General features: G+C 64.2%; 23 protein-coding genes and 1 tRNA gene. 1 reads left to right on the top strand and 23 read right to left on the bottom strand.

From position 1 onward, the window contains the following. Positions 1–35: 35 nt before the first annotated feature. From nuoI to AC1DEL_RS09205, 16 genes are all read right to left on the bottom strand, one after another. The gene (nuoI, locus tag AC1DEL_RS09280) at positions 36–524 is read right to left on the bottom strand and encodes an NADH-quinone oxidoreductase subunit NuoI (protein ID WP_177219886.1); all 489 of its coding nucleotides are present in this window, start codon (positions 522–524) and stop codon (positions 36–38) included. 74 nt (positions 525–598) lie between these two features. After that, a complete protein-coding gene (nuoH, locus tag AC1DEL_RS09275; protein WP_092292399.1) occupies positions 599–1,663 on the bottom strand; it encodes an NADH-quinone oxidoreductase subunit NuoH in 1,065 nt (354 codons plus the stop codon). 18 nt (positions 1,664–1,681) lie between these two features. After that, positions 1,682–4,054 (bottom strand): NADH-quinone oxidoreductase subunit NuoG, encoded by a 2,373-nt coding sequence (gene nuoG, locus AC1DEL_RS09270; RefSeq protein ID WP_477125587.1) that lies wholly within the window; start codon positions 4,052–4,054, stop codon positions 1,682–1,684. 12 nt (positions 4,055–4,066) lie between these two features. Then, complete coding sequence (gene nuoF, locus AC1DEL_RS09265) at positions 4,067–5,362, bottom strand: NADH-quinone oxidoreductase subunit NuoF (protein WP_092292395.1); 1,296 nt, start codon at positions 5,360–5,362, stop codon at positions 4,067–4,069. Between the two features lies 1 nt (position 5,363). Then, positions 5,364–5,861, bottom strand: coding sequence for an NADH-quinone oxidoreductase subunit NuoE (nuoE, locus tag AC1DEL_RS09260; protein WP_092293283.1), 498 nt, complete (start codon positions 5,859–5,861; stop codon positions 5,364–5,366). Between the two features lie 225 nt (positions 5,862–6,086). Continuing rightward, positions 6,087–7,340, bottom strand: a complete 1,254-nt coding sequence (locus AC1DEL_RS09255; protein ID WP_092292393.1) for an NADH-quinone oxidoreductase subunit D — start codon at positions 7,338–7,340, stop codon at positions 6,087–6,089. Between the two features lie 10 nt (positions 7,341–7,350). After that, a complete protein-coding gene (locus AC1DEL_RS09250; RefSeq protein ID WP_092292391.1) occupies positions 7,351–7,953 on the bottom strand; it encodes an NADH-quinone oxidoreductase subunit C in 603 nt (200 codons plus the stop codon). Between the two features lies 1 nt (position 7,954). Next, positions 7,955–8,437, bottom strand: a complete 483-nt coding sequence (locus AC1DEL_RS09245; RefSeq protein WP_008643342.1) for a NuoB/complex I 20 kDa subunit family protein — start codon at positions 8,435–8,437, stop codon at positions 7,955–7,957. A gap of 6 nt (positions 8,438–8,443) precedes the next feature. Beyond that, the gene (locus tag AC1DEL_RS09240) at positions 8,444–8,803 is read right to left on the bottom strand and encodes an NADH-quinone oxidoreductase subunit A (protein WP_092292389.1); all 360 of its coding nucleotides are present in this window, start codon (positions 8,801–8,803) and stop codon (positions 8,444–8,446) included. A 173-nt stretch (positions 8,804–8,976) separates the two neighbouring features. After that, positions 8,977–9,061: transfer RNA gene (locus AC1DEL_RS09235), tRNA-Leu, on the bottom strand. A gap of 189 nt (positions 9,062–9,250) precedes the next feature. After that, positions 9,251–9,616, bottom strand: coding sequence for a preprotein translocase subunit SecG (gene secG, locus AC1DEL_RS09230; RefSeq protein ID WP_477125588.1), 366 nt, complete (start codon positions 9,614–9,616; stop codon positions 9,251–9,253). Positions 9,617–9,665: 49 nt separating this feature from the next. Further along, positions 9,666–10,403 (bottom strand): triose-phosphate isomerase, encoded by a 738-nt coding sequence (tpiA, locus tag AC1DEL_RS09225; protein ID WP_092292385.1) that lies wholly within the window; start codon positions 10,401–10,403, stop codon positions 9,666–9,668. Positions 10,404–10,533: 130 nt separating this feature from the next. Next, a complete protein-coding gene (locus AC1DEL_RS09220) occupies positions 10,534–11,538 on the bottom strand; it encodes an NAD(P)H-quinone oxidoreductase (RefSeq protein WP_477125589.1) in 1,005 nt (334 codons plus the stop codon). Between the two features lie 149 nt (positions 11,539–11,687). Beyond that, positions 11,688–13,850: a polyribonucleotide nucleotidyltransferase gene (pnp, locus tag AC1DEL_RS09215; RefSeq protein WP_092292381.1), complete on the bottom strand. Its 2,163-nt coding sequence runs from the start codon at positions 13,848–13,850 to the stop codon at positions 11,688–11,690. 442 nt (positions 13,851–14,292) lie between these two features. Continuing rightward, positions 14,293–14,556, bottom strand: a complete 264-nt coding sequence (gene rpsO / locus AC1DEL_RS09210) for a 30S ribosomal protein S15 (RefSeq protein WP_092292379.1) — start codon at positions 14,554–14,556, stop codon at positions 14,293–14,295. Between the two features lie 172 nt (positions 14,557–14,728). Further along, entirely contained in the window at positions 14,729–16,021 is a 1,293-nt protein-coding gene (locus tag AC1DEL_RS09205; RefSeq protein WP_441591969.1) for a branched-chain amino acid ABC transporter substrate-binding protein, read from the bottom strand. Positions 16,022–16,176: 155 nt separating this feature from the next. Between AC1DEL_RS09205 and AC1DEL_RS09200 the strand changes: the two genes are divergently transcribed. Next, positions 16,177–16,713 carry a hypothetical protein gene (locus tag AC1DEL_RS09200; protein ID WP_092292375.1) on the top strand — a complete coding sequence of 179 codons (537 nt, stop codon included), beginning with the start codon at positions 16,177–16,179 and terminating at the stop codon, positions 16,711–16,713. Between the two features lie 127 nt (positions 16,714–16,840). On the opposite strand, the gene AC1DEL_RS09195 is transcribed toward AC1DEL_RS09200, so the two are convergent. The 7 genes from AC1DEL_RS09195 to AC1DEL_RS09165 all read right to left on the bottom strand — a co-directional run bounded on the left by AC1DEL_RS09195 (position 16,841) and on the right by AC1DEL_RS09165 (position 24,586). Beyond that, positions 16,841–18,379 carry a 2-isopropylmalate synthase gene (locus AC1DEL_RS09195; RefSeq protein ID WP_092292373.1) on the bottom strand — a complete coding sequence of 513 codons (1,539 nt, stop codon included), beginning with the start codon at positions 18,377–18,379 and terminating at the stop codon, positions 16,841–16,843. Between the two features lie 317 nt (positions 18,380–18,696). Continuing rightward, a complete protein-coding gene (gene lysM, locus AC1DEL_RS09190; protein ID WP_092292371.1) occupies positions 18,697–19,200 on the bottom strand; it encodes a peptidoglycan-binding protein LysM in 504 nt (167 codons plus the stop codon). Positions 19,201–19,320: 120 nt separating this feature from the next. After that, entirely contained in the window at positions 19,321–20,226 is a 906-nt protein-coding gene (gene pssA, locus AC1DEL_RS09185; protein ID WP_144201580.1) for a CDP-diacylglycerol--serine O-phosphatidyltransferase, read from the bottom strand. Positions 20,227–20,260: 34 nt separating this feature from the next. After that, on the bottom strand, positions 20,261–20,923 hold the full coding sequence (locus AC1DEL_RS09180; protein ID WP_092292367.1) for a phosphatidylserine decarboxylase: 663 nt from the start codon (positions 20,921–20,923) through the stop codon (positions 20,261–20,263). Positions 20,924–21,186: 263 nt separating this feature from the next. Continuing rightward, on the bottom strand, positions 21,187–22,203 hold the full coding sequence (gene ilvC, locus AC1DEL_RS09175) for a ketol-acid reductoisomerase (protein WP_092292365.1): 1,017 nt from the start codon (positions 22,201–22,203) through the stop codon (positions 21,187–21,189). Between the two features lie 128 nt (positions 22,204–22,331). Further along, complete coding sequence (gene ilvN / locus AC1DEL_RS09170; protein WP_008643328.1) at positions 22,332–22,823, bottom strand: acetolactate synthase small subunit; 492 nt, start codon at positions 22,821–22,823, stop codon at positions 22,332–22,334. Continuing rightward, positions 22,823–24,586, bottom strand: a complete 1,764-nt coding sequence (locus AC1DEL_RS09165; RefSeq protein WP_092292363.1) for an acetolactate synthase 3 catalytic subunit — start codon at positions 24,584–24,586, stop codon at positions 22,823–22,825. Before AC1DEL_RS09165 ends, ilvN begins: the two co-directional genes overlap by 1 nt. Positions 24,587–24,706 lie beyond the last annotated feature (120 nt).

Below are 24,706 nucleotides of genomic sequence, written 5' to 3'. Positions count from 1 at the left end.
TCCGGCACCCGCCCTGTTCAGCGAGGCTGACCTGCTTAGCGGTACTTGGCGTCCGCAGCCTTGCTCGCGGCAATCTGCGGCTCGTAGCGGTCGCCCACGGCCAGCAGCATGTCCTTCGTGAAGTACAGGTCGCCGCGCTTCTCGCCGTGATACTCGAGAATGTGCGTCTCGACGATCGCGTCGACCGGGCAGGCTTCCTCGCAGAAGCCGCAGAAAATGCACTTGGTCAGGTCGATGTCGTAACGCGTGGTGCGGCGCGTGCCGTCCGTACGCTGGTCCGACTCGATCGAGATGGCCACGGCCGGGCACACCGCTTCGCACAGCTTGCAGGCGATGCAACGCTCTTCCCCGTTCGGGTAGCGACGCAGCGCGTGCAGACCGCGGAAACGCGGCGACATCGGCGTTTTCTCTTCCGGGAACTGGACGGTGATCTTGCGCGCGAAGAGATAGCGGCCGGTCAGCGCCATGCCCTTGAAGAGTTCCTTCAGGAGCAGGCTGTTGAAGAAGTCCTTGATGGCGAGCAGCATGACGATTGCTTCCTAATTATTTCCGCGCGGCGCGCCCTGCCACTTGCAGCAGCGCGCCGTCGCCGGGCACATCAGTGCCAGATGTTCCACGGCGACTTGATCCAGATCGCCACGATGATCAGCCAGCCTACGGTCAGCGGAATGAAGATCTTCCAACCCAGGCGCATGATCTGGTCATAGCGGTAGCGCGGGAACGATGCACGGATCCAGATGAATACCGACAGCAGCAGGAAAACCTTGATCAGCAGCCAGAAGAAGCCCGGAATCCAGTTGGTCAGCGCGCTCGAGAACGGGGGCGCCCAGCCGCCAAGGAACATCAGCGCGGTCATCGTCGAGATGACGATCATGTTGATGTATTCGGCCAGGAAGAACAGCGCGAAGCCCATGCCCGAGTATTCGATCATGTGGCCGGCGACGATTTCCGATTCGCCTTCCACCACGTCGAACGGGTGACGGTTTGTTTCCGCCACGCCCGAGATGAAGTAGACGCCGAACATCGGCAGCAGCGGCAACCAGTTCCACGAGAGCACGTTGATGCCCATGTTGGCGAAGTAGCCGGTGTTCTGGCTGTTCACGATGGCCGACAGGTTCAGGCTGCCCGACACCATCAGCACCGTCACGAGCGCGAAGCCCATGGCGATTTCATACGACACCATCTGCGCAGCGGCGCGCATCCCGCCGATGAACGCATACTTCGAGTTCGAGGCCCAACCGGCCAGGATCACGCCATAGACGCCCACCGAGCTGATCGCCATCACATAGAGCAGGCCGGCGTTCACGTCGGCCATCACCACCTCGGCCTGGAACGGGATCACCGCCCAGATCGCCACGGCCGGCATCAGCACCATCAGCGGGGCCACCAGGTACATGCCCCGGCTGACCTGCGACGGCATCATGACTTCCTTGAGCAGCAGCTTCAGCACGTCGGCAATGGGCTGCAGCAGGCCGAGCGGGCCCACGCGGTTCGGACCGATCCGCACGTGCATCCAGCCAATCAGCTTGCGCTCCCAGAGAATCAGGTAGGCCACGCACAGCAGCAGCGGGACCACGATGACCACCGCGCGGATGAGAATCCACAGCGGCGTCCACGCGCCACCGAACACGGCCTGGCCTTGCGAGGTAATCCAATCGATCATGTTGCGTTCTCGCTCTTCTTATGCGGTGGCCGCCGGCGTTGCCGTGGCCTGCTGGCCCGGCAGCTCGATGGCTTTCTCGACGGTGACGTTACCGTACAGCGCACCCAGCGTCGCGGCGGCCACGGTAGCGGCCGGCACGCGCACGGTGTTGGCCGGCAGCGTGATTTCCAGTGCAGCCGGCAGCACCACGCTACCCTCGCCCTGCGTCACGCGCACCGGGTCGCCCACCTGCACGCCCAGCTTGTCGAACAGGTCCGACGACAGCGCCACCTGCATTGCACGGCGCGCAGCCGCGGTCAGCTGCAGCGAGTCGGCACGGCGCACGATCGGGTCGGCGTGGTAGATCGGTACATCGGCAATGCGCTCGATACCGTTGGCGGCAGCTGCCGTCACGCGGATCGGGGCATCGGTGGTGTTATTCAGTTGCGGCGCCACCGGCTTGGCCAGCACTTCCTCGCGCACGGCTTCCGCCGTGTCGAAGTCGAAGCCCGGCACGTCCAGCAGGTTGCCCAGCACGCGCAGCACCTTCCAGCCCGGACGCGATTCGCCCAGTGCGCGCACCACGCCGTTGAAGCTCTGCGGCGTGCCTTCGGCATTGACGAAGGTACCGGCGGTTTCCGTGAACGGCGTCACCGGCAGGATCACGTCGGCGTACTGCATGGCCGCTTCCGAGCGGAACGGCGACAGCACCACGACCGTACCGGCCTGGTTTAGCGCAGCCAGCGCCTTGCGGGCGTCGGCGGTGTCGAACTCGGGCTCGGCGTTCAGTACGATATAGGCCTTGCGCGGCGTGTCGAGCATCGCCTGCGCATTGGCACCGCCTTGCTGCGGCAGCGCGCCGGCGATGTAGCCGCCGACGGTGTTGGCCGCTTCGGTCAGGAAGCCCAGCGTCGCGCCCGTTTCCGTGGCGATCCACTGTGCCAGCGCGTGCAGCGCCGAGAATTGCGGGTGGCGCACGGCCTCGTTGCCGAGGAACACCGCGCGGCGTTCGCCGGACAGCAGCGCTTCGGCCAGCTTGGCCGCGGCGTCGCCGCCATCGAAACCATCGGTACCGGCGGGAGCCGCCACGCCCTTCGCAGACGCCACGGCACGGGCCACACCGGCCAGGGCGGCGGTCCAGGCGGACGGGGCCACGTCGATGCGCGTTGCAGGCATCAGCAGGTCTTCACCGCCAGCGCCCAGCACCGTCACGCGAGCGCCCTTCTTGCCAGCCTGACGCAGACGCGAGGCCAGCAGCGGGTGATCCTTGCGCAACGACGAACCAATCACGAGCACGCGTTGCAGCGTGGTCACGTCGGCCACCGGCATGCCGAGCCACGGCGTGCCCTTCAGGGCTGCCGAGAAATCGGTCTGGCGCAGGCGGAAGTCGATGTTGTCGCTGCCGAGGCCGCGCACCAGCTTGCCGAGCAGGTACAGCTCTTCGAGCGTGCTGTGCGGGCTGGCCAGCGCGGCGATCTGGTCGGCGCCATGGTCGCGCTTGATGCTCGCGAGGCCGTTGGCCACGTATTCCAGCGCGGTCTGCCAGTCGGTTTCCATCCATTCGCCACCCTGCTTCAGCAGCGGACGCACCAGGCGGTCCGGGCTGTTCAGGCCTTCATAGGCGAAGCGGTCCTTGTCCGACAGCCAGCACTCGTTGATCTCTTCGTTTTCCAGCGGCAGCACGCGCATGACGCGCTGGTTCTTGGTCTGGATCACGAGGTTCGCGCCCAGGCCATCGTGCGGCGACACCGACTTGCGGCGCGCCAGTTCCCACGTACGGGCCGAGTAGCGGAACGGCTTGCTCGTCAGCGCGCCAACCGGGCACAGGTCGATCATGTTGCCGGACAGTTCCGAATCCACGGTCTGGCCGACGAAGGTCGTGATTTCCGAGTGCTCGCCACGGTTCAGCATGCCCAGTTCCATCACGCCGGCCACTTCCTGGCCGAAGCGCACGCAACGGGTGCAGTGGATGCAGCGGGTCATCTCCTCCATGGAGATCAGCGGGCCCACATTCTTGTGGAACACCACGCGCTTCTCTTCCTTGTAGCGCGACTCCGACGCACCGTAGCCCACCGCCAGATCCTGGAGCTGGCATTCGCCGCCCTGATCGCAGATCGGGCAGTCGAGCGGGTGGTTGATCAGCAGGAATTCCATCACGGACTTCTGGGCCTTGACGGCCTTTTCAGAGTTCGTGAAGACCTTCATGCCGGGCGTCACCGGCGTGGCGCAGGCGGGCAGCGCCTTGGGCGCCTTCTCCACTTCCACCAGGCACATGCGGCAGTTCGCCGCGATGGAGAGTTTGCGGTGGTAGCAGAAATGCGGGATGTAAGTGCCCAGCTTGCGGGCGGCTTCCATCACGAGGCTGCCTTCCGCAACCTCTACCTTCTTGCCGTCGATCTCGAGTTCAACCATGTTCTGCCACGCTTAAGAATGGGCCGGGACCATGCACTGCTTGTGTTCGACGTGATACTCGAACTCTTTCCAGTAGTGCTTGAGCATGCCGCGTACCGGCATCGCCGCTGCATCGCCGAGCGCGCAGATCGTGCGCCCCATGATGTTTTCCGCGACGTTGTTGAGCAGGTCCAGGTCTTCCTGGCGCCCTTCTCCGTGTTCAATGCGATTGACCATGCGATAGAGCCAGCCGGTGCCTTCGCGGCACGGCGTGCACTGGCCGCACGATTCTTCAAAGTAGAAATACGACAGGCGCAGCAGCGAGCGCACCATGCAGCGCGTTTCGTCCATGACGATCACGGCGCCCGAGCCCAGCATCGAGCCGGCCTTGGCGATCGAGTCGTAGTCCATGTCCGACGCCATCATCAGGTCGCCCGGCACCACCGGAGCGGACGAGCCGCCCGGAATCACTGCCTTGATGCGCTTGCCACCGCGCATGCCGCCAGCCAGCTCGAGCAGCGTCGAGAACGGCGTGCCCAGCGGGATCTCGTAGTTGCCCGGACGCTCGATGTCACCCGAGATCGAGAAGATCTTGGTGCCGCCGTTGTTCGGCTTGCCCAGCTTGAGATAGTTTTCCGGGCCCACTTCCAGCAGGAAGGGCACCGCGGCAAACGTCTCGGTGTTGTTGATCGTGGTCGGCTTGCCGTACAGACCGAAGCTCGCCGGGAAAGGCGGCTTGAAGCGCGGCTGGCCCTTCTTGCCTTCGAGCGACTCCAGCAGCGCCGTTTCCTCGCCGCAGATGTAGGCGCCGTAGCCATGGTGCGCATGGAGCTGGAAGTCGAAGTCCGAGCCCATGATCTTGTCGCCGAGGAACCCGGCCGCACGCGCTTCCTCGAGGGCTTCCTCGAAGATCTTGTACTCGTTCCAGATCTCGCCGTGGATGTAGTTGTAACCCACGGTGATGCCCATCGCATACGCGCCGATGGCCATGCCCTCGATCAGCGAATGCGGGTTGTAGCGGATGATGTCGCGGTCCTTGAACGTGCCAGGCTCACCCTCGTCCGTATTGCAGACCAGGTACTTCTGGCCCGGGAACGCACGCGGCATGAAGCTCCACTTCAGGCCCGTGGGGAAGCCAGCGCCGCCACGGCCGCGCAGGCCAGACGCCTTGACGTCCGCAATCACCTGCTCGGGCGGAATCTTCTCGGTCAGGATCCGGCGCAGCTGCTTGTAGCCGCCGCGCTTGACGTAGTCTTCGAGGTGCCAGTTCTTGCCGTCCAGGCCGGCCAGGATCAGCGGCTTGATGTGACGGTCGTGCAGAGAGGTCATGTTACTTGGCTCCCTTGGCAGCTTCGGTCTTCAGCTCGTCGACCAGCGCGTCGAGCTTGTCATTGCTCATGAAGCTGCACATACGGGTGTTGTTCACGATCATCACCGGTGCATCGCCGCAGGCGCCCATGCATTCACCCTCTTTCAGGGTGAAGCAGCCGTCGGCGGTGGTCTCGTTATAGTCGATGCCGAGCTTGCGCTTCAGGTAGTCGCCCGCGCGGTCGCCGCCGGACAGTGCGCACGGCAGGTTGGTGCAGACGGTGAGCTTGTACTTGCCCACCGGCTTGGTGTCATACATGTTGTAGAACGTGGCCACCTCTTCCACCCACACGGGCGGCATGTCGAGGTAGCTGGCGACGAACTGCATGACTTCGGGGGAAACCCAGCCCACCTCGCCCTGTGCCACGGCGAGTGCCGCCATCACGGCCGACTGTTTCTGGTCGGTCGGATACTTCGCGATCGCGCGATCGATTTCCTTGAGAGCTTCTGCTGATAGCATGGTCATTGCAGTAATACGGCGGACGCCGGCTCGCGGCCTCCGCTGGTTTGCAGCCGTCGCTGCCATGTTCCGCCGGCCAGGTCGCTCTGCGCCTCGCCGGTCCGTCGCAGGCATCGCCTGCCGCCCCCGTCACTCGCGGGGCCGGCCGCATGAACCCGAATCGTCGTCCGGGTGACGGCCTTTACGCCTGGGTGGAGACTCCCCGTCTCCGGATTCTCGATCGACTTAGCGGTCGATCTCGCCGAACACGATGTCCTGCGTCCCGATGATCGTCACAGCATCGGCGATCATGTGTCCCCTGGCCATTTCGTCCAGCGCGGCCAGGTGGGCAAAGCCAGGTGCACGGATCTTCAGACGGTACGGCTTGTTCGCGCCGTCCGAGATCGCATAGATACCGAACTCGCCCTTCGGGTGCTCCACCGCCGCGTAAGCCTCGCCAGCCGGCACGTGAATGCCTTCGGTGAACAGCTTGAAGTGGTGGATCAGCTCTTCCATGTTGGACTTCATGTCCACGCGCGAGGGCGGTGCCACCTTGTGGTTCTCGGTGATCACCGGGCCCGGGTTGCGGCGCAGCCAGTCCACGCACTGCTTGATGATCCGGTTCGACTGGCGCATCTCTTCCACGCGCACCAGGTAGCGCGCGTAGCAGTCGCCGCCGGTGCCAATGGGGATGTCGAAGTCGAGCTGGTCGTACACCTCGTAGGGCTGCTTCTTGCGCAGATCCCACTCGATGCCCGAGCCGCGCAGCATCGGGCCGGTAAAGCCCATCTGCAGTGCCCGCTCCGGGCTGACCACGCCGATATCCACCAGACGCTGCTTCCAGATACGGTTATCGGTCAGAAGCGTCTCATATTCATCCACGTACGTCGGAAAACGATTCGTGAAGTCCTCGATGAAGTCCAGCAGCGAGCCCGAACGGGCTTCGTTCATCACCTTGATGGCACGCTCGTTGTGGATCTTCGACGCCCGGTATTGCGGCATCGTGTCAGGCAGGTCGCGGTAGACGCCGCCCGGACGGTAGTAGGCCGCGTGCATCCGCGCGCCCGACACCGCCTCGTACATGTCGAACATGTCCTCGCGCTCACGGAACGCGTAGAGGAACACCGCCATCGCGCCCACGTCGAGCGCGTGCGAGCCGATCCACATCAGGTGGTTCAGCAGGCGGGTGATTTCGTCGAACATCACGCGGATGTACTGCGCACGCACCGGCACCTCGAGGCCCAGCAGGCGCTCGATGGCCATCACGTAGGCGTGTTCGTTGACCATCATCGACACGTAGTCGAGACGGTCCATGTACGGCACGCTCTGGATCCAGGTCTTCTGTTCGGCCAGCTTCTCGGTGGCACGGTGCAGCAGGCCGATGTGGGGGTCGGCACGCTGGATGACTTCGCCGTCCAGCTCGAGCACCAGGCGCAGCACGCCGTGCGCTGCCGGGTGTTGCGGGCCGAAGTTCAGGGTGTAGTTCTTGATATCTGCCATGACGTCGATCTCAGTGCTGCACGCCGCCGTAGTTTTCCTCGCGAATCACGCGAGGCGTGACTTCGCGCGGCTCGATCGTCACCGGCTGGTAGATCACCCGCTTCTGTTCCGGGTCGTAGCGCATTTCTACGAAACCAGAAACCGGGAAATCCTTGCGGAACGGGTGGCCGACGAAACCATAGTCGGTCAGGATGCGGCGCAGGTCCGGATGGCCTTCGAACACGATGCCGTAGAAATCGAAGGCTTCGCGCTCGAACCAGTTGGCCGAGTTCCACACGTCGATCAGCGACGGCACCACGGGCAGGTCGTCATCCGGCGCGAACACGCGCAGGCGCAGGCGCCAGTTGTGCGTGATCGAGATCAGGTGCGACACGGCCGCGAAGCGCAGGCCGTCCCAGGCGCCATCGGCGTAATCGGAATAGTCGACGCCGCAGATATCCAGCAGCTGCTCGAAGCGCAGCGACGGTTCGTCGCGCAGCAGGCGGGCCACGTCGAGGTAGTCGTCGGCCTTGACGATCAGCGTCAGTTCGCCAACCGCTTCGACCAGGCTCTGCACGCGCTTGCCGAGAACCTTTTCGAGCGCGGCCTTGAGGGTGTCCAGGTTATTCGCCATGTCAGCCCTTGCGCGCAATGGTGTTGGTACGCTTGATCTTGTTCTGGAGCTGGATCACGCCGTAGATCAGCGCTTCCGCCGTCGGCGGGCAGCCCGGAACATAGATGTCGACCGGCACGATGCGGTCGCAGCCACGCACCACCGAATACGAGTAGTGGTAGTAGCCGCCGCCATTGGCGCACGAGCCCATCGAGATCACCCAACGCGGCTCGGCCATCTGGTCGTAGACCTTGCGGAGCGCGGGGGCCATCTTGTTGCACAGCGTGCCGGCCACGATCATCACGTCCGACTGACGCGGCGACGGGCGGAAAATCACGCCGAACCGGTCCATGTCGTAGCGCGCGGCGCCGGCATGCATCATTTCCACGGCACAGCAGGCCAGGCCGAACGTCATCGGCCAGAGCGAGCCCGTGCGGGTCCAGTTGATCAGCTTGTCAGCGGTAGTCGTGACAAAACCTTCGTTGAGAACGCCTTCGATTGCCATTTCACATCACTCCCAATCGAGCGCGCCCTTTTTCCAGATGTAGACGAAGCCCACGATGAATTCCAGCAGAAACACGCCCATGGCGATGAATCCCGGCCAACCGATTTCCTTGAGGGCGACACCCCACGGAAACAGGAAGGCAGTTTCGAGATCGAACAGGATAAAGAGGATGGCGATGAGGTAGTAGCGCACGTCGAACTTCATGCGCGCGTCCTCGAACGCTTCGAAGCCGCACTCGTAGGGCGACAGCTTCGCGGTATCAGGATTGTTGGGACCGAGTATCCGACCAATGGACATCAGTGCCACACCGAGCACGACGCCAAAGAGGATGAAGATGAGGACGGGGAAGTAGGCTTCGAGAGTCAAGATACGGCCAGCCTTATCTGGAATGTTGTCAACAGCACCAGCTGAAGCGGCGTCCTGTTGCCCACCCCAAGCGCCATCCCGTCTTAGCTACGGCGCCGCCTTGCGGACTGCCGGCGCCGCAATCCAAAGCATGGCCCGAGGGCCGGCTCCGGACGGACGCCGATCAAGTTGTTTGGTGCCGACGGCGAGACTCGAACTCGCACAGCTTTCGCCACTACCCCCTCAAGATAGCGTGTCTACCAATTTCACCACGTCGGCTGGGGGAGAAACAATATTGCCTTGCGCCGGGTTTTTACACCCTCCGGAGCCTGCGTGGAAGAAGCTTTCTTCCGCTTTGGGCCCCGTCGCTGGGGAATCGTTTCAAGCCTTGCATTCTAACCCAAGATCCCTGAATTGTTCAACGCACAACTTTAAAAAAACTCAGGAATCAGCCAGAACACAGGCGGATTATTTCGGTACAGCAGGACCTGCCGGAGCCGAGGCCGCAGCGGCCGAGGGCGCCGATGCACCAGCCGGCGCGGAGGCCGGCGTGGGCTGTTGCGCGGCGCCCATCACGCCCAGCGAAGCGCTGGGCTTGTAGTTGCCCAGCAGCGTCAAGCCCAGCGTGCAGACAAAGAACAACGATGCGAGCACGGCCGTGGTACGCGACAGGAAGTTCGCGGAGCCCGAGGCGCCGAACAGGCTGCCCGACGCACCGGAGCCGAACGCCGCACCGACATCGGCGCCCTTGCCGTGCTGCAGCAGGACCAGTGCGATCACGCCCAGCGCGGACAGGACCTGCACGATTACCAACAAAGTCTTGAAGATTGCCATTTGGTTGAATTCGTTTCGAACTTGCCTGATCAGACGATCGGAACCGGCATCAGGCGTTGCCGATCGCGAGGAAATCATCCGCCTTCAGCGAGGCGCCACCAATCAGGCCCCCGTCGATGTCGGACATGGAAAACAGTTCGGCCGCATTGTCCGGCTTCACGCTACCGCCGTACAGGATGGCCATGCGCGATGCCACGCCAGCGTCCTTGCCTGCCACCTGCCCACGCAGGACGGCATGCACGGCTTGCGCCTGGGCGCTGGTGGCGGTCTTGCCGGTGCCGATCGCCCAGACGGGCTCATAGGCCAGAACAATCCGACCCAGCTGCTCGATAGACAGCGTATCCAACACGGCTTGCAACTGACGACCGACCACGGCCTCGGTCTGCCCGGCCTCGCGCTCGGCCAGCGTCTCACCGACGCAGACCACGGGCACGATGCCAAATTCGAGCGCCCGTAGCGCCTTGGCCGCCACGGTGGTGTCGGTTTCGCCGTGATAGGTGCGACGCTCGGAATGGCCGACCAGCGCGTAGCTCACCCCGAACTCGGCCAGCATCGATGCCGCGACCTCGCCCGTGAAGGCGCCACGTGCTTCAGCCGACACATCCTGGGCACCCCAGGCCACTTGCGAGCCCGACAACAGCGTCTGGCACTGGGCAAGATAGGGGAACGGTGCGCAAACAGCCAGCGTCGCGCGGGCCGAAGCCGCCTTGATACCGTCGAGCAGCGCCGCATTGGCAGCCAGACTGCCGTGCATCTTCCAGTTGCCGATGACCAGCTTTTGTCTCACAAGCGCCCCCTCTGAAATAAACCCGCTATTGTAGCGTGGCCGGAAGGGGTCCGCCACAACGGGCGGACAATTGCATACACGCCGCCGATCCGGCGCAACAGGACGCCCCGTCGCGCCGATCGGCCGTCCGTTACCAGGTCAGCACGATCTTGCCGATATGCTCGCTCGACTCCATCAGGCGATGGGCGTCGGCAGCCTGCGCGGCCGGGAAGACCTGGTGGATCACCGGCTTGATCTTGCCGGCCGCCAGCAGCGGCCACACCTGCTGGTGCAGCGCCTCGGCGATCTTGCCCTTGAACGACGACGGGCGGGGCCGCAGCGTCGAGCCCGTCACGGTGATCCGGCGGCGCAGGATGTCGCCCAGCGGAATCTCGGCCTTGCCGCCGCCCAGCAGGGCGATGATGACGATGCGGCCGTCATCGGCGATGCACGACAACTCGCGCGCCAAGTACGAGCCGGCCACCATGTCGAGGATCACGTCCACGCCCTTGCCTTCCGTTAGCGCCTTGACCTCGGCCACGAAGTCCTGGGTCTTGTAGTTGATCGCGCGATCGGCGCCCAAGTCCTCGCAGGCCTTGCACTTCTCGTCGCTGCCAGCCGTCACGAAGACCTTGAAGCCGAGCGCCTTGGCGATCTGGATGGCGGTCGTGCCGATACCGCTCGAGCCGCCCTGGATCAGCAGCGCCTCGTCCTTGCCGCGCGGGCCCTGGCCCAGCAGGCCACGGTCGAACACATTGCTCCAGACCGTGAAGAAGGTCTCGGGCAGCGCGGCGGCCTCGATATCGGACAGGCCCGCCGGCACCGGCAGGCATTGCGCCACCGGGGCCGTGCACAGCTCGGCGTAGCCGCCGCCCTGCACCAGCGCGCAGACGCGGTCGCCCACCTTCAGGCCGAAGCGATTGTCGGCGTGCGACAGGTCGCCGCCCACCACCACGCCCGCCACTTCCAGGCCGGGCAGGTCAGAAGCACCCGGCGGCACCGGATAGTTGCCGGTGCGCTGGAACACATCGGGACGATTGATGCCGGCCGCCGCCACGCGGATCAGGACCTCGCCCGCCTTCGGCTCCGGATCGGGGCGCTCGGCCAGTTGCAGGACTTCGGGCGCGCCGTATTCACGGATCTCGATGGCTTTCATGATCGTTCCTCATCAGTGTGTCGTGCGTGGCATGCGGCCTGGGCAAACCCCATCCGCATGGAATGACCGGCAGTGTAAACAAAAAAGCGGCTGGACATCGCCAGCCGCTTTTTTGGTACTACGAGGACTACGGATACTGCCGAACCGGCTTACTGCTGGTCGGGCGAGGCCGGCGCCGCCGGGGCGTCGCTCTGGACGATCGGGCTGATGCTGCCGCCCTCTTCCGCCAGCGCTGCCTTCAGCGACAGGCGCAGACGACCCTTCTCGTCGGCCTGGATCAGCTTCACGCGCACCTGCTGGCCTTCCTTCAGCCAGTCCTTGATGTCCTTCACGCGCTCATTGACGATCTCGCTGATGTGCAGCAGACCGTCCTTGCCCGGCAGGATGTTCACGATGGCGCCGAAGTCCAGCAGCTTCAGCACGGTACCGGCGTAGATCTTGCCCACTTCGGCTTCCGCGGTGATGCCCTCGATGCGGCGCTTGGCTTCCGCCATGCCTTCGGTCGAGGTCGACGCGATCGTGATCGTGCCGTCTTCGCCGATGTCGATGGTCGTACCGGTTTCCTTGGTCAGGGCCTGGATGGTCGAGCCGCCCTTGCCGATGACTTCGCGGATCTTGTCCGGATGGATCTTCATCGTGATCATGCGCGGTGCGTGTGCCGACAGTTCGGTACGCGCATGGCCCATCGCGCCCTGCATGTTCTGCAGGATGTGGATGCGGCCTTCGCGGGCTTGCGCCAGCGCCACCTGCATGATTTCCTTCGTGATGCCCTGGACCTTGATGTCCATCTGCAGCGCGGTAATGCCCGCGTCGGTGCCGGCCACCTTGAAGTCCATGTCGCCCAGGTGATCTTCATCACCGAGGATGTCGGTCAGCACGGCAAACTTGTTGCCTTCGAGGATCAGGCCCATGGCCACGCCGGCCACGTGTGCCTTGACCGGAACGCCGGCGTCCATCAGTGCCAGGCAGCCGCCGCAGACCGAAGCCATCGACGACGAACCGTTCGATTCGGTGATTTCCGACACCAGGCGGATCGTGTACGCGAACTCGTCGTCCTTCGGCAGGACCGGAATCAGCGCGCGCTTGGCCAGACGGCCGTGACCGATTTCACGACGCTTCGGGCTACCCACGCGGCCCGTCTCGCCAGTGGCGAACGGGGGCATGTTGTAGTGGAGCATGAAGCGGTCGCGGTATTCGCCAGCCAGCGCGTCGATGATCTGCTCGTCGCTCTTGGTACCCAGCGTGGCCACCACCAGCGCCTGGGTTTCCCCACGCGTGAACAGGGCCGAGCCGTGCGCGCGCGGCAGCACCGACGAGCGGATCTCGATCGGGCGCACGGTGCGCGTGTCGCGGCCGTCGATGCGCGGCTCGCCGGCCAGGATCTGGCCACGGACGATCTTCGCTTCGAGGTCGAACAGGATGTTGCCGACTTCCACCTTCTCGGCTTCCACGCCAGCTTCGGCCAGACCAGCCGTCACCGAGGCGTAGACTTCCTTCAGCTTCTGGCTGCGGGCCGACTTCTGGCGCAGCTGGTAGGCTTCCTGCAGCAGCGGCAGGCCGATCTCGCCAACCTTGGCGATCAGCGGCTCGTTCTTGGCTGCCGGGGCCCAGTCCCACTCGGGCTTGCCGCCGTCGCGCACCAGGTCGTGGATCGCGTTGATGGCGATCTGCATCTGCTCATGGCCGTACACCACGGCGCCCAGCATCACTTCTTCCGACAGCTGTTGCGCTTCCGATTCCACCATCAGCACGGCACGCTCGGTACCGGCCACCACCAGGTCCAGGTCGGACGCGGCGATCTGCGAGCGGGTCGGGTTCAGCAGGTACTGGCCATCCTTGTAGCCCACGCGGGCGGCGCCCACCGGACCATTGAAGGGGATGCCCGACACGGCCAGCGCGGCGGACGCGCCGATCAGCGCGGGGATGTCGGCCGGCACTTCCGGGTTGATCGACAGCACGTGGATCACCACCTGCACTTCGTTGTAGAAGCCTTCCGGGAACAGCGGGCGCAGCGGACGGTCGATCAGGCGCGAGGTCAGCGTCTCGTTTTCCGACGGACGGCCTTCACGCTTGAAGAAGCCACCGGGGATCTTGCCGGCAGCGTAGGTCTTTTCGATGTAGTCGACGGTCAGCGGGAAGAAGTCCTGGCCCGCCTTCGGGCTCTTGGCGGCCACCACGGTGGCCAGCACCACGGTGTCTTCCACGTCGACGATCACGGCGCCGCCAGCCTGGCGGGCGACTTCGCCGGTTTCCATGCGGACCGTATGCTGGCCCCATTGGAATTCCTTGACGATCTTGTTGAACATGGTCATGAGCGTTTCCTTGATACATGCATGCGGGGCGCACACACGCGCGTCCCGCGACGCCTGCGCTCACAGCGGCAGGCGAACTGCCGGATTCATGCCGGTCGCAGTCTCAGGGAAGTGCTATGCCATTCCATCGCGGCACCACCAGGCTGGCGATGCGGCGATGGAATGACACAAAACCCCGGTTCCTTGGCCGACTCCGGTCACAGAGCAATATAAAGAGCGAGGTAACTTACTCCGTTACACGTCTTGGCGCAACGGGCGTCCGGGCCGCTTGGCCAGGACAATTTAGTGAAGCAAACATCACAATCAACGCCGACCCAGCGGGTGTGCCGCCGGGCCAGAAAAGCAAAATGCCTGCCTCAGCAGAGCTGACGCAGGCATCGCGGCCTCACGTGAAATCGTGCAGGAACAACTTGTGCAGGATTCGTGCTGCCATCCGCAGACCTTACTTACGCAGGCCCAGCTTTTCGATCAGGGTGCGGTAACGGTCGGCGTCGTTGGCCTTGAGGTAGTCCAGCAGGCGGCGACGACGGCTCACCATGCGCAGCAGACCGCGGCGGCTGTGGTGATCCTTCATGTTGGCCTTGAAGTGGGGGGTCAGTTCGTTGATGCGGGTGGTCAACAGAGCGACCTGAACTTCGGGGCTACCCGTGTCGTTGGTGCCGCGGGCGAACTGCTTGATAACTTCGGACTTGTTGGCGATTGCCATGATGGTTTCCTTTCACTTGCGAACGCTGCAGCGCGGAATGCGCCACCTGCGTCGTGCCTTGAAGCCTGGTATGGACTGAGGCATGTGCCGTGCGCAGGGGTCCTTGCACGACAGCCGCGGATTATAGCCGAATTTGCCGGCGCGGCGAAATTCATCCGCGCGGCCTGCCTGATCAGCCCGCCGGGCGCTCCATACGGCACGTGGTGGGCAGCGTGGTCTGGGCCGTCTTGAGCTTCTTTACCGTGCGGAAGCCGTAGCCAGAACCTTCGTTGTCGAAGCGCACGTCCCCGCCCTGCTTCGCCATGACCGAGACATAGAGCGGCTGCAGCACCTGGTGGTCGTCCGCGCGCACGGTGGCGTCGTGGAAATCGTTGGTGAAGCGCATGTTCTCGAGCGCCAGCGCCACCTTGACCGCCTCCGTGGTACCAGCCTGGGTGATGGCCCGCGCCAGCATTTCCACCATCATCTGCATGCGCAGGTGCACGTAGTCGTCGCGCGGCTCGGGGTAGCGGGTGCGGAACGCCTGGTAGAAGGCGTCGGACGCCGCGCCGCCCACGTTCGGATGCCATTCGGCCACCGCCAGCACACGGCCCACGCCGGCATCGCCCATCGCCGCCGGCGCGCCCAGGCCGTTGCCATAGAAGGTATAGAAGCGGGCGCCCAGCCCACCCTCGCGCGCGGCCTTGACCATCAGCGTCAGGTCATTGCCCCAGTTGCCGGTGATCACCGCGTCGGCGCCACTGGCCTTGATCTTGGCGATGTACGGCGCGAAATCCTTGATCTTGCCGATCGGGTGGAATTCGTCGCCCACGATCTGGATGTCCGGCCGCTTGGCCGCCAGCATCTCACGTGCCGATTTCGCCACTTGATGGCCAAAGCTGTAGTCCTGGTCGATCAGATAGACCTTCCGCACCGCGTGTTCGCCGCGAATCGCCTCGGTCAGCGCCTGCATGCGCATGTCCGAACTCGCGTCGAAGCGGAAATGCCAGAAACTGCAATTCTCGTTGGTCAGCGCGGGATCGACGGCCGAGTAGTTGAGGAACAGCACGCGTGCGTCCGGCTGGCGCATGTTGTGGCGGTTGATCGCCGCCACGAGCGCCCCGGCCACGGCCGAGCTGTTGCCCTGCAGTACAAACGGGATGCGCTTGTCCACCAGCGAGCGGAACTGGATCAGGCTCTCATCGACATTGCCCTTGCTGTCGAACGTGACCAATTCCAGCGGCCGGGCGCCCTCGGCGGTCTTCACCCCGCCCCGCGCGTTCACGCGGTCGATGGCGATGCGCAGGTTGCGCGCCACGGCGTCCCCTGCGTTGGCGAACGGGCCGGACAGCCCCTCGATCATGCCAAGCCGGATCGGCGCGCCAGCCTCGCCCTGGGCATGCCCGCTCCCCGCCAGGCACAGCAGCGTCGCCGCCAGCCATGCACGCCACGGGCCGCGCCGCCGCCCTTTTTCCGCTCCGGACATCCTCACTCCTGTTCTACATCGCACAACAAAGGCGTGGATGGTACGGCAGTGGGGCCGATGGCGGCAATCCCACCAAAAAAGCAGCGTGTGATGCACACCAGCGCCCGAGCGGACTACACTTCCAGCATTCGTACGATTGCCAGTCGAGAAATCCCATGACCTCCCCCCTCCGCTTCGCCGGCCGCCGGCTGGCCCAGACCGTGGCCCTGGGCCTGGGTGCCGCCCTGCTCGCCGCCTGTTCCGCCCTCGCCCCGGTCGATACCGGCCTGAAACTGGTCGGCCAGCCCGAGAGCGCCGTGATGGCCACCTTCGGCAAGCCCACCGACATCTTTAAGCTCGACGACGGCACCGTGCGCTGGTTCTATTCGAAACAGCCGCTGGGCCAGGAATCGTACGCCGCTGACTTCGACAAGAATGGCAATCTGACGAATTTCCGCCAGATGCTCCGAACGCCGGAACTGTACAAGGCGCAGGTCAATGTCTGGACCAAGAAAGACGTGCTCGAGCACTTCGGTGCCCCGCGCGAGCCAAACCAGTACTTTCCGCTGATGAAACGCGAGGTGTGGAGCTACCGGTTCCGTCACGAGGACCAGTGGTACTCGCTGTTCAACTTCTATTTCGATGACGCCGGCGTGCTGCGCCAGACCCAGATCACGCCCGATCCGCTGTACGACCGCTCCGATCGTCGCTGACCCGCATCGCTTGCGATACATCGCAATCCAACGAAAAACCGCCCGTCGTCGCGGGATAGTCGACTGACGGGCGGTTGATGGTCGCGGAGGCCTTGTGAGCCCCCGGCGCCGGCACGCGGATCGGGGATCAGATCTGCGGGTTGATCTTCTGTACGGCCTTGTCGTGCAGCTTGTTCAAGGCGGCCAGGTAGGCCTTGGCCGACGCCGCGACGATGTCCGGATCGGTGCCCACGCCGTTGACGATGCGGCCGGCCTTCGACAGGCGCACGGTCACTTCGCCCTGCGCCTGGGTGCCGGTGGTGATCGCGTTCACCGAGTACAGCACCAGTTCCGCGCCGCTGTTGACCTTGCCTTCGATGGCGTGCATGGTGGCGTCCACCGGGCCATTGCCCTCGGCTTCGCCGGTCTGCTCGCTGCCATCCATATTGAATACCACGCGCGCATGCGGGCGCTCGCCGGTCTCGGAGCGCTGCGACAGCGACACGAAGCGGTAGTGCTCGTTCACGTCGTGCGCCTCATCCGAAACGATGGCCATGATGTCTTCGTCGAAGATCTCGGCCTTCTGGTCGGCCAGTTCCTTGAAGCGGCCGAAGGCGGCGTTGACTTCGCTCTCGCTCTCGAGTTCGATGCCCAGCTCCTGCAGGCGCTGCTTGAACGCATTGCGGCCCGAGAGCTTGCCCAGCACGATCTTGTTGGCGCTCCAGCCCACGTCCTCCGCGCGCATGATCTCGTAGGTGTCACGCGCCTTGAGCACGCCATCCTGGTGGATGCCGGAGGCATGCGCGAAGGCGTTGGCGCCCACCACGGCCTTGTTCGGCTGCACCACGAAACCGGTGATCTGCGATACCAACTTGGATGCCGGCACGATCTGCGTGGTGTCGATGTTCACGTCCATATCGAAGTAGTCGCGGCGCGTCTTCACGGCCATTACCACCTCTTCCAGGCTCGTGTTGCCGGCCCGCTCGCCGAGGCCGTTGATCGTGCACTCGATCTGGCGCGCGCCACCCAGTTTCACGGCGGCCAGCGAGTTGGCCACGGCCATGCCCAGGTCGTTATGGCAGTGCACCGACCAGACAGCCTTGTCCGAGTTGGGGATGCGCTCGCGCACCGAGCGGATCAGGTCCGCGTAGCCTTCCGGCACCGCGTAGCCCACCGTATCGGGCAGGTTGATCGTGGTCGCGCCTTCGGCAATCACGCCCTCGAGCACGCGGCAGAGGAAGTCCATGTCCGAACGGCTGCCGTCTTCTGGCGAAAATTCGATGTCGTCGGTGAACTGGCGCGCGAAGCGCACGGCCAGGCGCGCCTGCTCGTACACCTGGTCCGGCGTCATGCGCAGCTTCTTCTCCATGTGCAGCGCCGAGGTGGCGATGAACGTGTGGATCCGGAACGAGTTGGCGGGCTTGAGGGCCTCCGCGGCACGGGCGATGTCCTTGTCGTTGGCGCGGGCCAGCGAGCAGATCGTCGAATCCTTGATCACCTGGGCGATCGAGCGGATGGCTTCGAAGTCACCATTGGAACTGGCCGCAAAGCCGGCCTCGATCACATCGACCCTCAGGCGTTCCAGCTGGCGCGCGATGCGAATCTTCTCTTCGCGGGTCATCGAGGCGCCGGGCGACTGCTCGCCGTCACGCAAGGTGGTATCGAAAATGATGAGTTTGTCAGACATTTTGTGGAGCTCCTGGGCTGTACCTTGTTGTGTGCCGTGCCGTCCCGTCCTTCTTGCCGTCGGGCGTCGCAGTCCTCGAAATCGAAATGCAAAACGCCCCGGCGTGCATGGTTGCAGGCCGGGGCGTTTGAAAACTAGGAAAATTCCTGGTGATTCCGCGCTAGGGCGATAGCGTCCCTTAGCGCGCGCGCGTCCCGACCCGATGGCCTAGTAGGCCACCTAGGGTGGTGCGGGCGAGTAGGGACTGGCGCGAAATCATGTCGGGGACTATATCCGGTTTGGCGCGCGCGTGCAAGGCGGGCTGACCCGGGCCGGTTTCAGCCCTTCGGCGGAATCCGCAGTTTCTGACCCGGGTAGATCTTGTCCGGGTGCGAAAGCATCGGCTTGTTCGCTTCGAAGATCTTGTTGTAGTCCGCACCGTTGCCGTAGGCGGCCTGGGCAATGGCCCAGAGCGTGTCTCCCTTGACCACGGTATGCCACTGCGATTCGGTGGACTCCACGTTGACGGACATCTTGTCCTCCACCGACTCCACGCCCTCCACGTTGCCGGCGCACAGGATGATTTTCTCCCGGGTGGCCTGGTCCGGCGCCACGCCGAACACCGTCGCCTTGCCCTGCGAGCCATCCACCTGGACCATCAGCCCGGTGGCGTCGAGCCCCATCTGCTTGATGTAATTTTCGATGGCATCGCCGGCGGCGCGGTTGGCGGCCTCCAGCTTCTCTGCCGAGGCATCCGCCTTGGCCGCATCCTGCGCAGCCTTGGCCTCGCCCTTGCCGAACAGCTTTTCGCCCGCTTCCTTGATGAAGTCAAACATACCCATGACATTCTCCTGACGGTGAGTGGAACGTAATGCGTAACGCGTGATGCGTGATGCGTGATGCGGATTGGGATACCGCTGGAACGACACAGGGCGCCCGAAGACGCCCTGTTGCCATACTTGCTAGTTACCGCCGCCGAGACCGTCGGGTCCGCCGGCGCGTGCCTTGCGTACCCCGCCCGGCTCGCCGTGCAGCGCGCGCCAGGCCCACAGCAGGTAGCCCGACACGGCATAGGCCACGAACAGCCCGAACAGCGCTACCGGCGGATCGGTGGAAACCACCACGAACAGCACCAGCACGAGCACCATCATGCCGAAGGGCACGCGGTAGCGCACGTCCAGCGCCTTGCCGCTGTAGAACGGGGCGTTGGAGACCATCGACAGGCCCGCATAGAGCGTGATCGCAAAGGCGACCCACGGCATCCACAGCTCCCTGACCGGCAGCTTGTTATCGATGACCAGCCAGACAAAGCCGGCCACCAGGGCCGCCGCGGCCGGGCTCGGCAGGCCCTGGAAGAAGCGCTTGTCCACCACGCCGATATTGGCGTTGAAGCGCGCCAGGCGCAGCGCCGCGCAGGTGCAGTAGACGAACGCGGCGATCCAGCCCCACTTGCCGAGGTCGCGCAGGATCCAGGTGTACATGACCAGCGCCGGCGCCACGCCGAACGAGGTCATGTCCGAGAGCGAGTCGTACTGCTCGCCGAATGCGCTCTGCGTGTTGGTGATGCGCGCCACGCGGCCATCCATGCCGTCCAGCACCATGGCCGCGAAGATGGCGATGGCGGCCGAGTCGAAATGGCCGTTCATCGCCGCCACGATGGCGTAGAAGCCGGCGAACAGCGCGGCCGTGGTGAACGCATTGGGCAGCAGGTAGATGCCGCGCCGGCGCGGGCGCACGTACTCGATGTCCGGCCCTTCCTCGGCCTCGTCGTAGCCAGGGTCGTTGCGCAACTGGTTGCGGCGGAACGGTCGCAGATGCGTCACGTTGCCGATGCTGACGCGCTTGTTCCGTCGATTGAAGGCACCCATGCCAGCCTCTCCTATCAGTGTGGATGGCGGCGGCTTACTGCTGCGCGCCCTGCACGTCCAGTTCGGCCAGCACGGTCGACGAGGCGGACACCTTCTCGCCAATCGTCACGCGCGGCCGGGCATCCACGGGCAGGTACACGTCCACGCGCGAGCCGAAGCGGATGAAGCCGTAGCGCTGGCCACGCGAGATCGCGTCGCCCACCTTGGTGTAGCACAGGATCCGGCGCGCCACCAGCCCGGCCACCTGGACCAGCGTGACCACCTGGCCGTCCTGCGCGCGGCGGATCACGATGGCGTTGCGCTCGTTCTCCACCGACGCCTTGTCCAGATCGGCATTGACGAACTTGCCCGGGAAGTACTCGAGCTTCTCGACCTTGCCATCCACCGACGCGCGGTTCGAATGCACGTTGAACACGTTCATGAACACGCTGATCTTCAGCGCCTCGCGCCCGGCGTACGGGTCCTGGGTCTTCTCGACCACGACGATGCGGCCGTCGGCGGGTGCCAGCACGGCGTTGGGCGTCGACGGAATCGGCCGGGGCGGATCGCGGAAGAACTGGAGCACGAAGATCGTGAGAATCCACAGCGGCAGCGCCCACCAGAAACCTGCGCTGACATGCACCAGCAGCGAGATGACGAATGCGCCGGCCAGGAATGGCCAGCCTTCACGGGCGATCAGCGGATGAGGATAGTTCATGCAAGACTTGGTCTGAAGTTCAGGTAGAAACGATACGCCATGCCGCGCCGGCGCCAGGGGCTGGCCGCCGTGGGCAATTCAGGGGTATCGCCGCGAATAATAAGAAAGATTCGAGCCAACGCCCGAAAAAAGTCCGACAAGGATAACAAAAAGCCGTCCAGCCTCCGCCAAAATGCCTCACGCAACACTGCGCGGGGCCGGCGGCGGGCTGGACGGCCGAGGGCGGCGGGCCCGGGGGCCCCGCCCTGCCAGCTGTCGTCAGCTTAGTTCTTCGACTGGTCGACCAGCTTGTTCTTGGCAATCCACGGCATCATCGCGCGCAGCTTGGCACCCACTTCCTCGATCTGGTGCTCGGACGTCAGGCGACGGCGCGAGATCAGGGTCGGGGCGCCGGCCTTGTTCTCAAGCAGGAAGCTCTTGGCGTATTCGCCGGTCTGGATGTCGGTCAGGCATTGCTTCATGGCCTTCTTGGTCTCTTCCGTCACGACGCGCGGGCCGGTGACGTATTCGCCATATTCGGCGTTGTTCGAGATCGAGTAGTTCATGTTGGCGATGCCGCCTTCGTAGATCAGGTCGACGATCAGCTTCAGCTCGTGCAGGCACTCAAAGTAGGCCATTTCCGGCGCGTAGCCGGCTTCCACCAGCGTTTCGAAGCCAGCCTTGATCAGCTCGACGGTACCGCCGCACAGCACGGCCTGCTCGCCGAACAGGTCGGTTTCGGTTTCTTCGCGGAAGTTGGTCTCGATGATGCCGGCACGGCCGCCGCCGTTGGCGGTAGCGTACGACAGCGCGATGTCACGGGCGGCGCCGGACTTGTTCTGATGCACGGCGATCAGGTGCGGCACGCCGCCACCTTGCGAGTACGTCGAGCGCACCGTGTGGCCCGGGGCCTTCGGGGCGATCATGATCACGTCCAGGTCGGCACGCGGGATCACGGCGCCGTAGTGCACGTTGAAGCCGTGCGCGAAGGCCAGGGCGGCGCCTTCCTTGATGTTGCCGTGCACTTCGTTCTTGTACACGTCGGCGATCTGCTCGTCCGGCAGCAGGATCATGACCACGTCGGCGTTCTTGACGGCCTCGCCCACTTCCTTGACCTGCAGGCCGGCGTTGACGGCCTTGTTCCACGACGCGCCGCTCTTGCGCAGACCGACCGTCACGTTCACGCCCGAATCCTTCAGGTTCAGTGCGTGGGCGTGGCCTTGCGAGCCGTAGCCGATGATGGTGACGTTCTTGCCCTTGATCAGGGAGAGGTCGGCGTCCTTGTCGTAAAACACTTTCATGATGATTCCTTCGATTTTCTAAGTCTGCGTATAAGGGGTGGCGGCGTGGCGCGGGCGTTGGTTCCGATTCACGCGTCGCGCCGCCGGGGATACTGCGATTGGCTTGTGGCCGCTGCCGGGTGCGCCGGTCAGACCTTCAGGATGCGTTCGCCGCGGCCGATGCCGGAACCGCCCGTACGGACGGTTTCCAGGATCGCGGTGCGGTCGATGGCATCGAGGAACGCATCCAGCTTGCCGCCGTTGCCGGTCAGCTCGATGGTGTACGTCTTCTCGGTCACGTCGATGATGCGGCCCCGAAAGATGTCGGCGGTGCGCTTCATTTCCTCGCGCTCCTTGCCCACCGCGCGCACCTTCACGAGCATCAGCTCGCGCTCGATGTGCGCGCCTTCCGTCAGGTCCACCACCTTGACCACTTCCACCAGGCGGTTCAGGTGCTTGGTGATCTGTTCGATCACGTCGTCCGAACCGGTGGTGACAATGGTCATCCGCGACAGCGACGCATCCTCGGTGGGGGCCACCGTGAGCGTCTCGATGTTGTAGCCGCGCGCCGAAAACAGCCCCACCACGCGCGACAGCGCGCCGGGTTCGTTTTCCAGCAGGACCGAAATAATGTGTCGCATTACAGGTCCTCCGCGCCGAGCAGCATTTCGGAGATGCCCTTGCCCGCCTGGACCATCGGCCACACGTTCTCCGTGGGGTCGGTCTGGAAGTCCAGGAACACGGTGCGGTCCTTGAGGCGGAACGCCTCGCGCAGCGCCGGCTCCACATCGGCCGTCTTTTCCACGCGGATACCCACGTGGCCGAAGGCCTCGGCCAGCTTGACGAAGTCAGGCAGCGCGGTCATGTAGGAGTGCGAGTAGCGGTTGTCGTACTCGATCTCCTGCCACTGGCGCACCATGCCCAGATAGCCGTTGTTCAGCGAGCAGATCTTGACCGGGGTGTCGTACTGGAGGCAGGTGGACAGTTCCTGGATGCACATCTGGATCGAGCCTTCGCCCGTGATGGTCACCACTTCCTTGTCCGGGAACGCCTTCTTGATGCCCATGGCGTACGGCAGGCCCACGCCCATCGTGCCCAGGCCGCCGGAGTTGATCCAGCGGCGCGGCTCGTTGAACTTGTAGAACTGCGCGGCCCACATCTGATGCTGGCCCACGTCGGAGCAGATGAAGGCGTCGCCCTTGGTCAGTTCCCAGATCTTTTCCACCACGTACTGCGGCTTGATGATCTCGCTCTTGCGGTCGTACTTGAGGCAGTCCACCGAGCGCCATTGCTCGATCTGGTCCCACCACTTGGCCAGGGCCTCGCGCTTGGGCTTGACGTCGCTGGCCTGCAGCTGGGCGATCAGTTCCTGGAGCACGTCCTTGACGTTGCCGACGATGGGAATGTCGACCTTCACGCGCTTCGAGATCGACGAGGGGTCGATATCGATATGGATGATCTTGCGCGCCTGCGCAGTGAAGTGCGCCGGGTTGCCGATCACGCGGTCGTCGAAGCGGGCGCCGATGGCGATCAGCACGTCGCAGTTCTGCATGGCCATATTGGCTTCATACGTCCCGTGCATGCCGAGCATGCCGAGGAACTGCTTGTGCGTGCCCGGGAACGCGCCCAGGCCCATCAGCGTGTTGGTGACCGGATGGCCCGTGATGGCGGCCAACTGGCGCAGCTCGTCGCTGGCATTGGCCAGCACCACGCCGCCGCCCGTATAGATATACGGACGCTCGGCGCCCTGCAGCAGCGCGACAGCCTTGCGGATCTGGCCCGAGTGCCCCTTGTTCACGGGGTTGTACGAGCGCATGTCGATCGTCTTCGGGTACTCGTACTTACACGAGTTCCGCGACACGTCCTTCGGAATGTCGACCACCACGGGGCCGGGGCGGCCGGTGGCGGCGATGAAGAACGCCTTCTTGATCGTCGCGGCGAGGTCGCGCACATCCTTCACGAGGAAGTTGTGCTTGACAATCGGGCGCGTGATGCCGACGGTGTCGCATTCCTGGAAGGCATCCTGGCCGATGGCATGGGTCGGCACGTTGCCGGTGATCACCACCATCGGGATCGAGTCCAGGTAGGCGGTGGCGATGCCGGTCACGGCATTGGTCACGCCCGGGCCGGAAGTCACCAGGGCGACGCCGACCTTGCCCGTGGCGCGCGCGTAGCCATCCGCGGCATGGACCGCAGCCTGCTCGTGGCGCACCAGGATGTGCTCGAACTTCTTTTGCTTGTGGAGTTCGTCGTAGATGTACAGCACCGCGCCGCCGGGGTAGCCCCAGACGTATTCGACGCCTTCTTCGGCGAGTGCGTGACAGAGAATTTCCGCACCGATCATTTCGGGTGCGGCAGATGAATTGCTGTCTGCGTGGGAGAATTCCGCGCTGGGCATGTTCATTTCAGTCCTTTGCAATTTTCGGCAAAAAATTGTTTGGATGCTCTCTGCCGGGCTTGTGGCTCGGGTTCAAGCGGTGCGCGTCTGCATGAAGAGACCGCCTTATAAGCGGTCTGATGAGAC

This window comes from Cupriavidus sp. 10L43_2, assembly GCF_056395265.1.
This window is presented reverse-complemented; position numbering and strand designations above follow the sequence as displayed.

What these genes read in the sequence shown, in the direction of transcription:
- lysM (WP_092292371.1), bottom strand. Translation starts at nt 19,200, where the DNA reads ATGGGTATGTTTGACTTCATCAAGGAAGCGGGCGAAAAGCTGTTCGGC.
- secG (WP_477125588.1), bottom strand. Translation starts at nt 9,616, where the DNA reads ATGGCAATCTTCAAGACTTTGTTGGTAATCGTGCAGGTCCTGTCCGCG.
- nuoF (WP_092292395.1), bottom strand. Translation starts at nt 5,362, where the DNA reads ATGACCTCTCTGCACGACCGTCACATCAAGCCGCTGATCCTGGCCGGC.
- ilvN (WP_008643328.1), bottom strand. Translation starts at nt 22,823, where the DNA reads ATGCGACACATTATTTCGGTCCTGCTGGAAAACGAACCCGGCGCGCTG.
- pnp (WP_092292381.1), bottom strand. Translation starts at nt 13,850, where the DNA reads ATGACCATGTTCAACAAGATCGTCAAGGAATTCCAATGGGGCCAGCAT.
- AC1DEL_RS09255 (WP_092292393.1), bottom strand. Translation starts at nt 7,340, where the DNA reads ATGGCAGATATCAAGAACTACACCCTGAACTTCGGCCCGCAACACCCG.
- nuoG (WP_477125587.1), bottom strand. Translation starts at nt 4,054, where the DNA reads ATGGTTGAACTCGAGATCGACGGCAAGAAGGTAGAGGTTGCGGAAGGC.
- AC1DEL_RS09165 (WP_092292363.1), bottom strand. Translation starts at nt 24,586, where the DNA reads ATGAACATGCCCAGCGCGGAATTCTCCCACGCAGACAGCAATTCATCT.
- AC1DEL_RS09180 (WP_092292367.1), bottom strand. Translation starts at nt 20,923, where the DNA reads ATGAACTATCCTCATCCGCTGATCGCCCGTGAAGGCTGGCCATTCCTG.
- pssA (WP_144201580.1), bottom strand. Translation starts at nt 20,226, where the DNA reads ATGGGTGCCTTCAATCGACGGAACAAGCGCGTCAGCATCGGCAACGTG.
- nuoE (WP_092293283.1), bottom strand. Translation starts at nt 5,861, where the DNA reads ATGCTATCAGCAGAAGCTCTCAAGGAAATCGATCGCGCGATCGCGAAG.
- AC1DEL_RS09195 (WP_092292373.1), bottom strand. Translation starts at nt 18,379, where the DNA reads ATGTCTGACAAACTCATCATTTTCGATACCACCTTGCGTGACGGCGAG.
- AC1DEL_RS09250 (WP_092292391.1), bottom strand. Translation starts at nt 7,953, where the DNA reads ATGGCGAATAACCTGGACACCCTCAAGGCCGCGCTCGAAAAGGTTCTC.
- rpsO (WP_092292379.1), bottom strand. Translation starts at nt 14,556, where the DNA reads ATGGCAATCGCCAACAAGTCCGAAGTTATCAAGCAGTTCGCCCGCGGC.
- AC1DEL_RS09205 (WP_441591969.1), bottom strand. Translation starts at nt 16,021, where the DNA reads ATGTCCGGAGCGGAAAAAGGGCGGCGGCGCGGCCCGTGGCGTGCATGG.
- AC1DEL_RS09200 (WP_092292375.1), top strand. Translation starts at nt 16,177, where the DNA reads ATGACCTCCCCCCTCCGCTTCGCCGGCCGCCGGCTGGCCCAGACCGTG.
- AC1DEL_RS09245 (WP_008643342.1), bottom strand. Translation starts at nt 8,437, where the DNA reads ATGGCAATCGAAGGCGTTCTCAACGAAGGTTTTGTCACGACTACCGCT.
- AC1DEL_RS09220 (WP_477125589.1), bottom strand. Translation starts at nt 11,538, where the DNA reads ATGAAAGCCATCGAGATCCGTGAATACGGCGCGCCCGAAGTCCTGCAA.
- ilvC (WP_092292365.1), bottom strand. Translation starts at nt 22,203, where the DNA reads ATGAAAGTGTTTTACGACAAGGACGCCGACCTCTCCCTGATCAAGGGC.
- nuoH (WP_092292399.1), bottom strand. Translation starts at nt 1,663, where the DNA reads ATGATCGATTGGATTACCTCGCAAGGCCAGGCCGTGTTCGGTGGCGCG.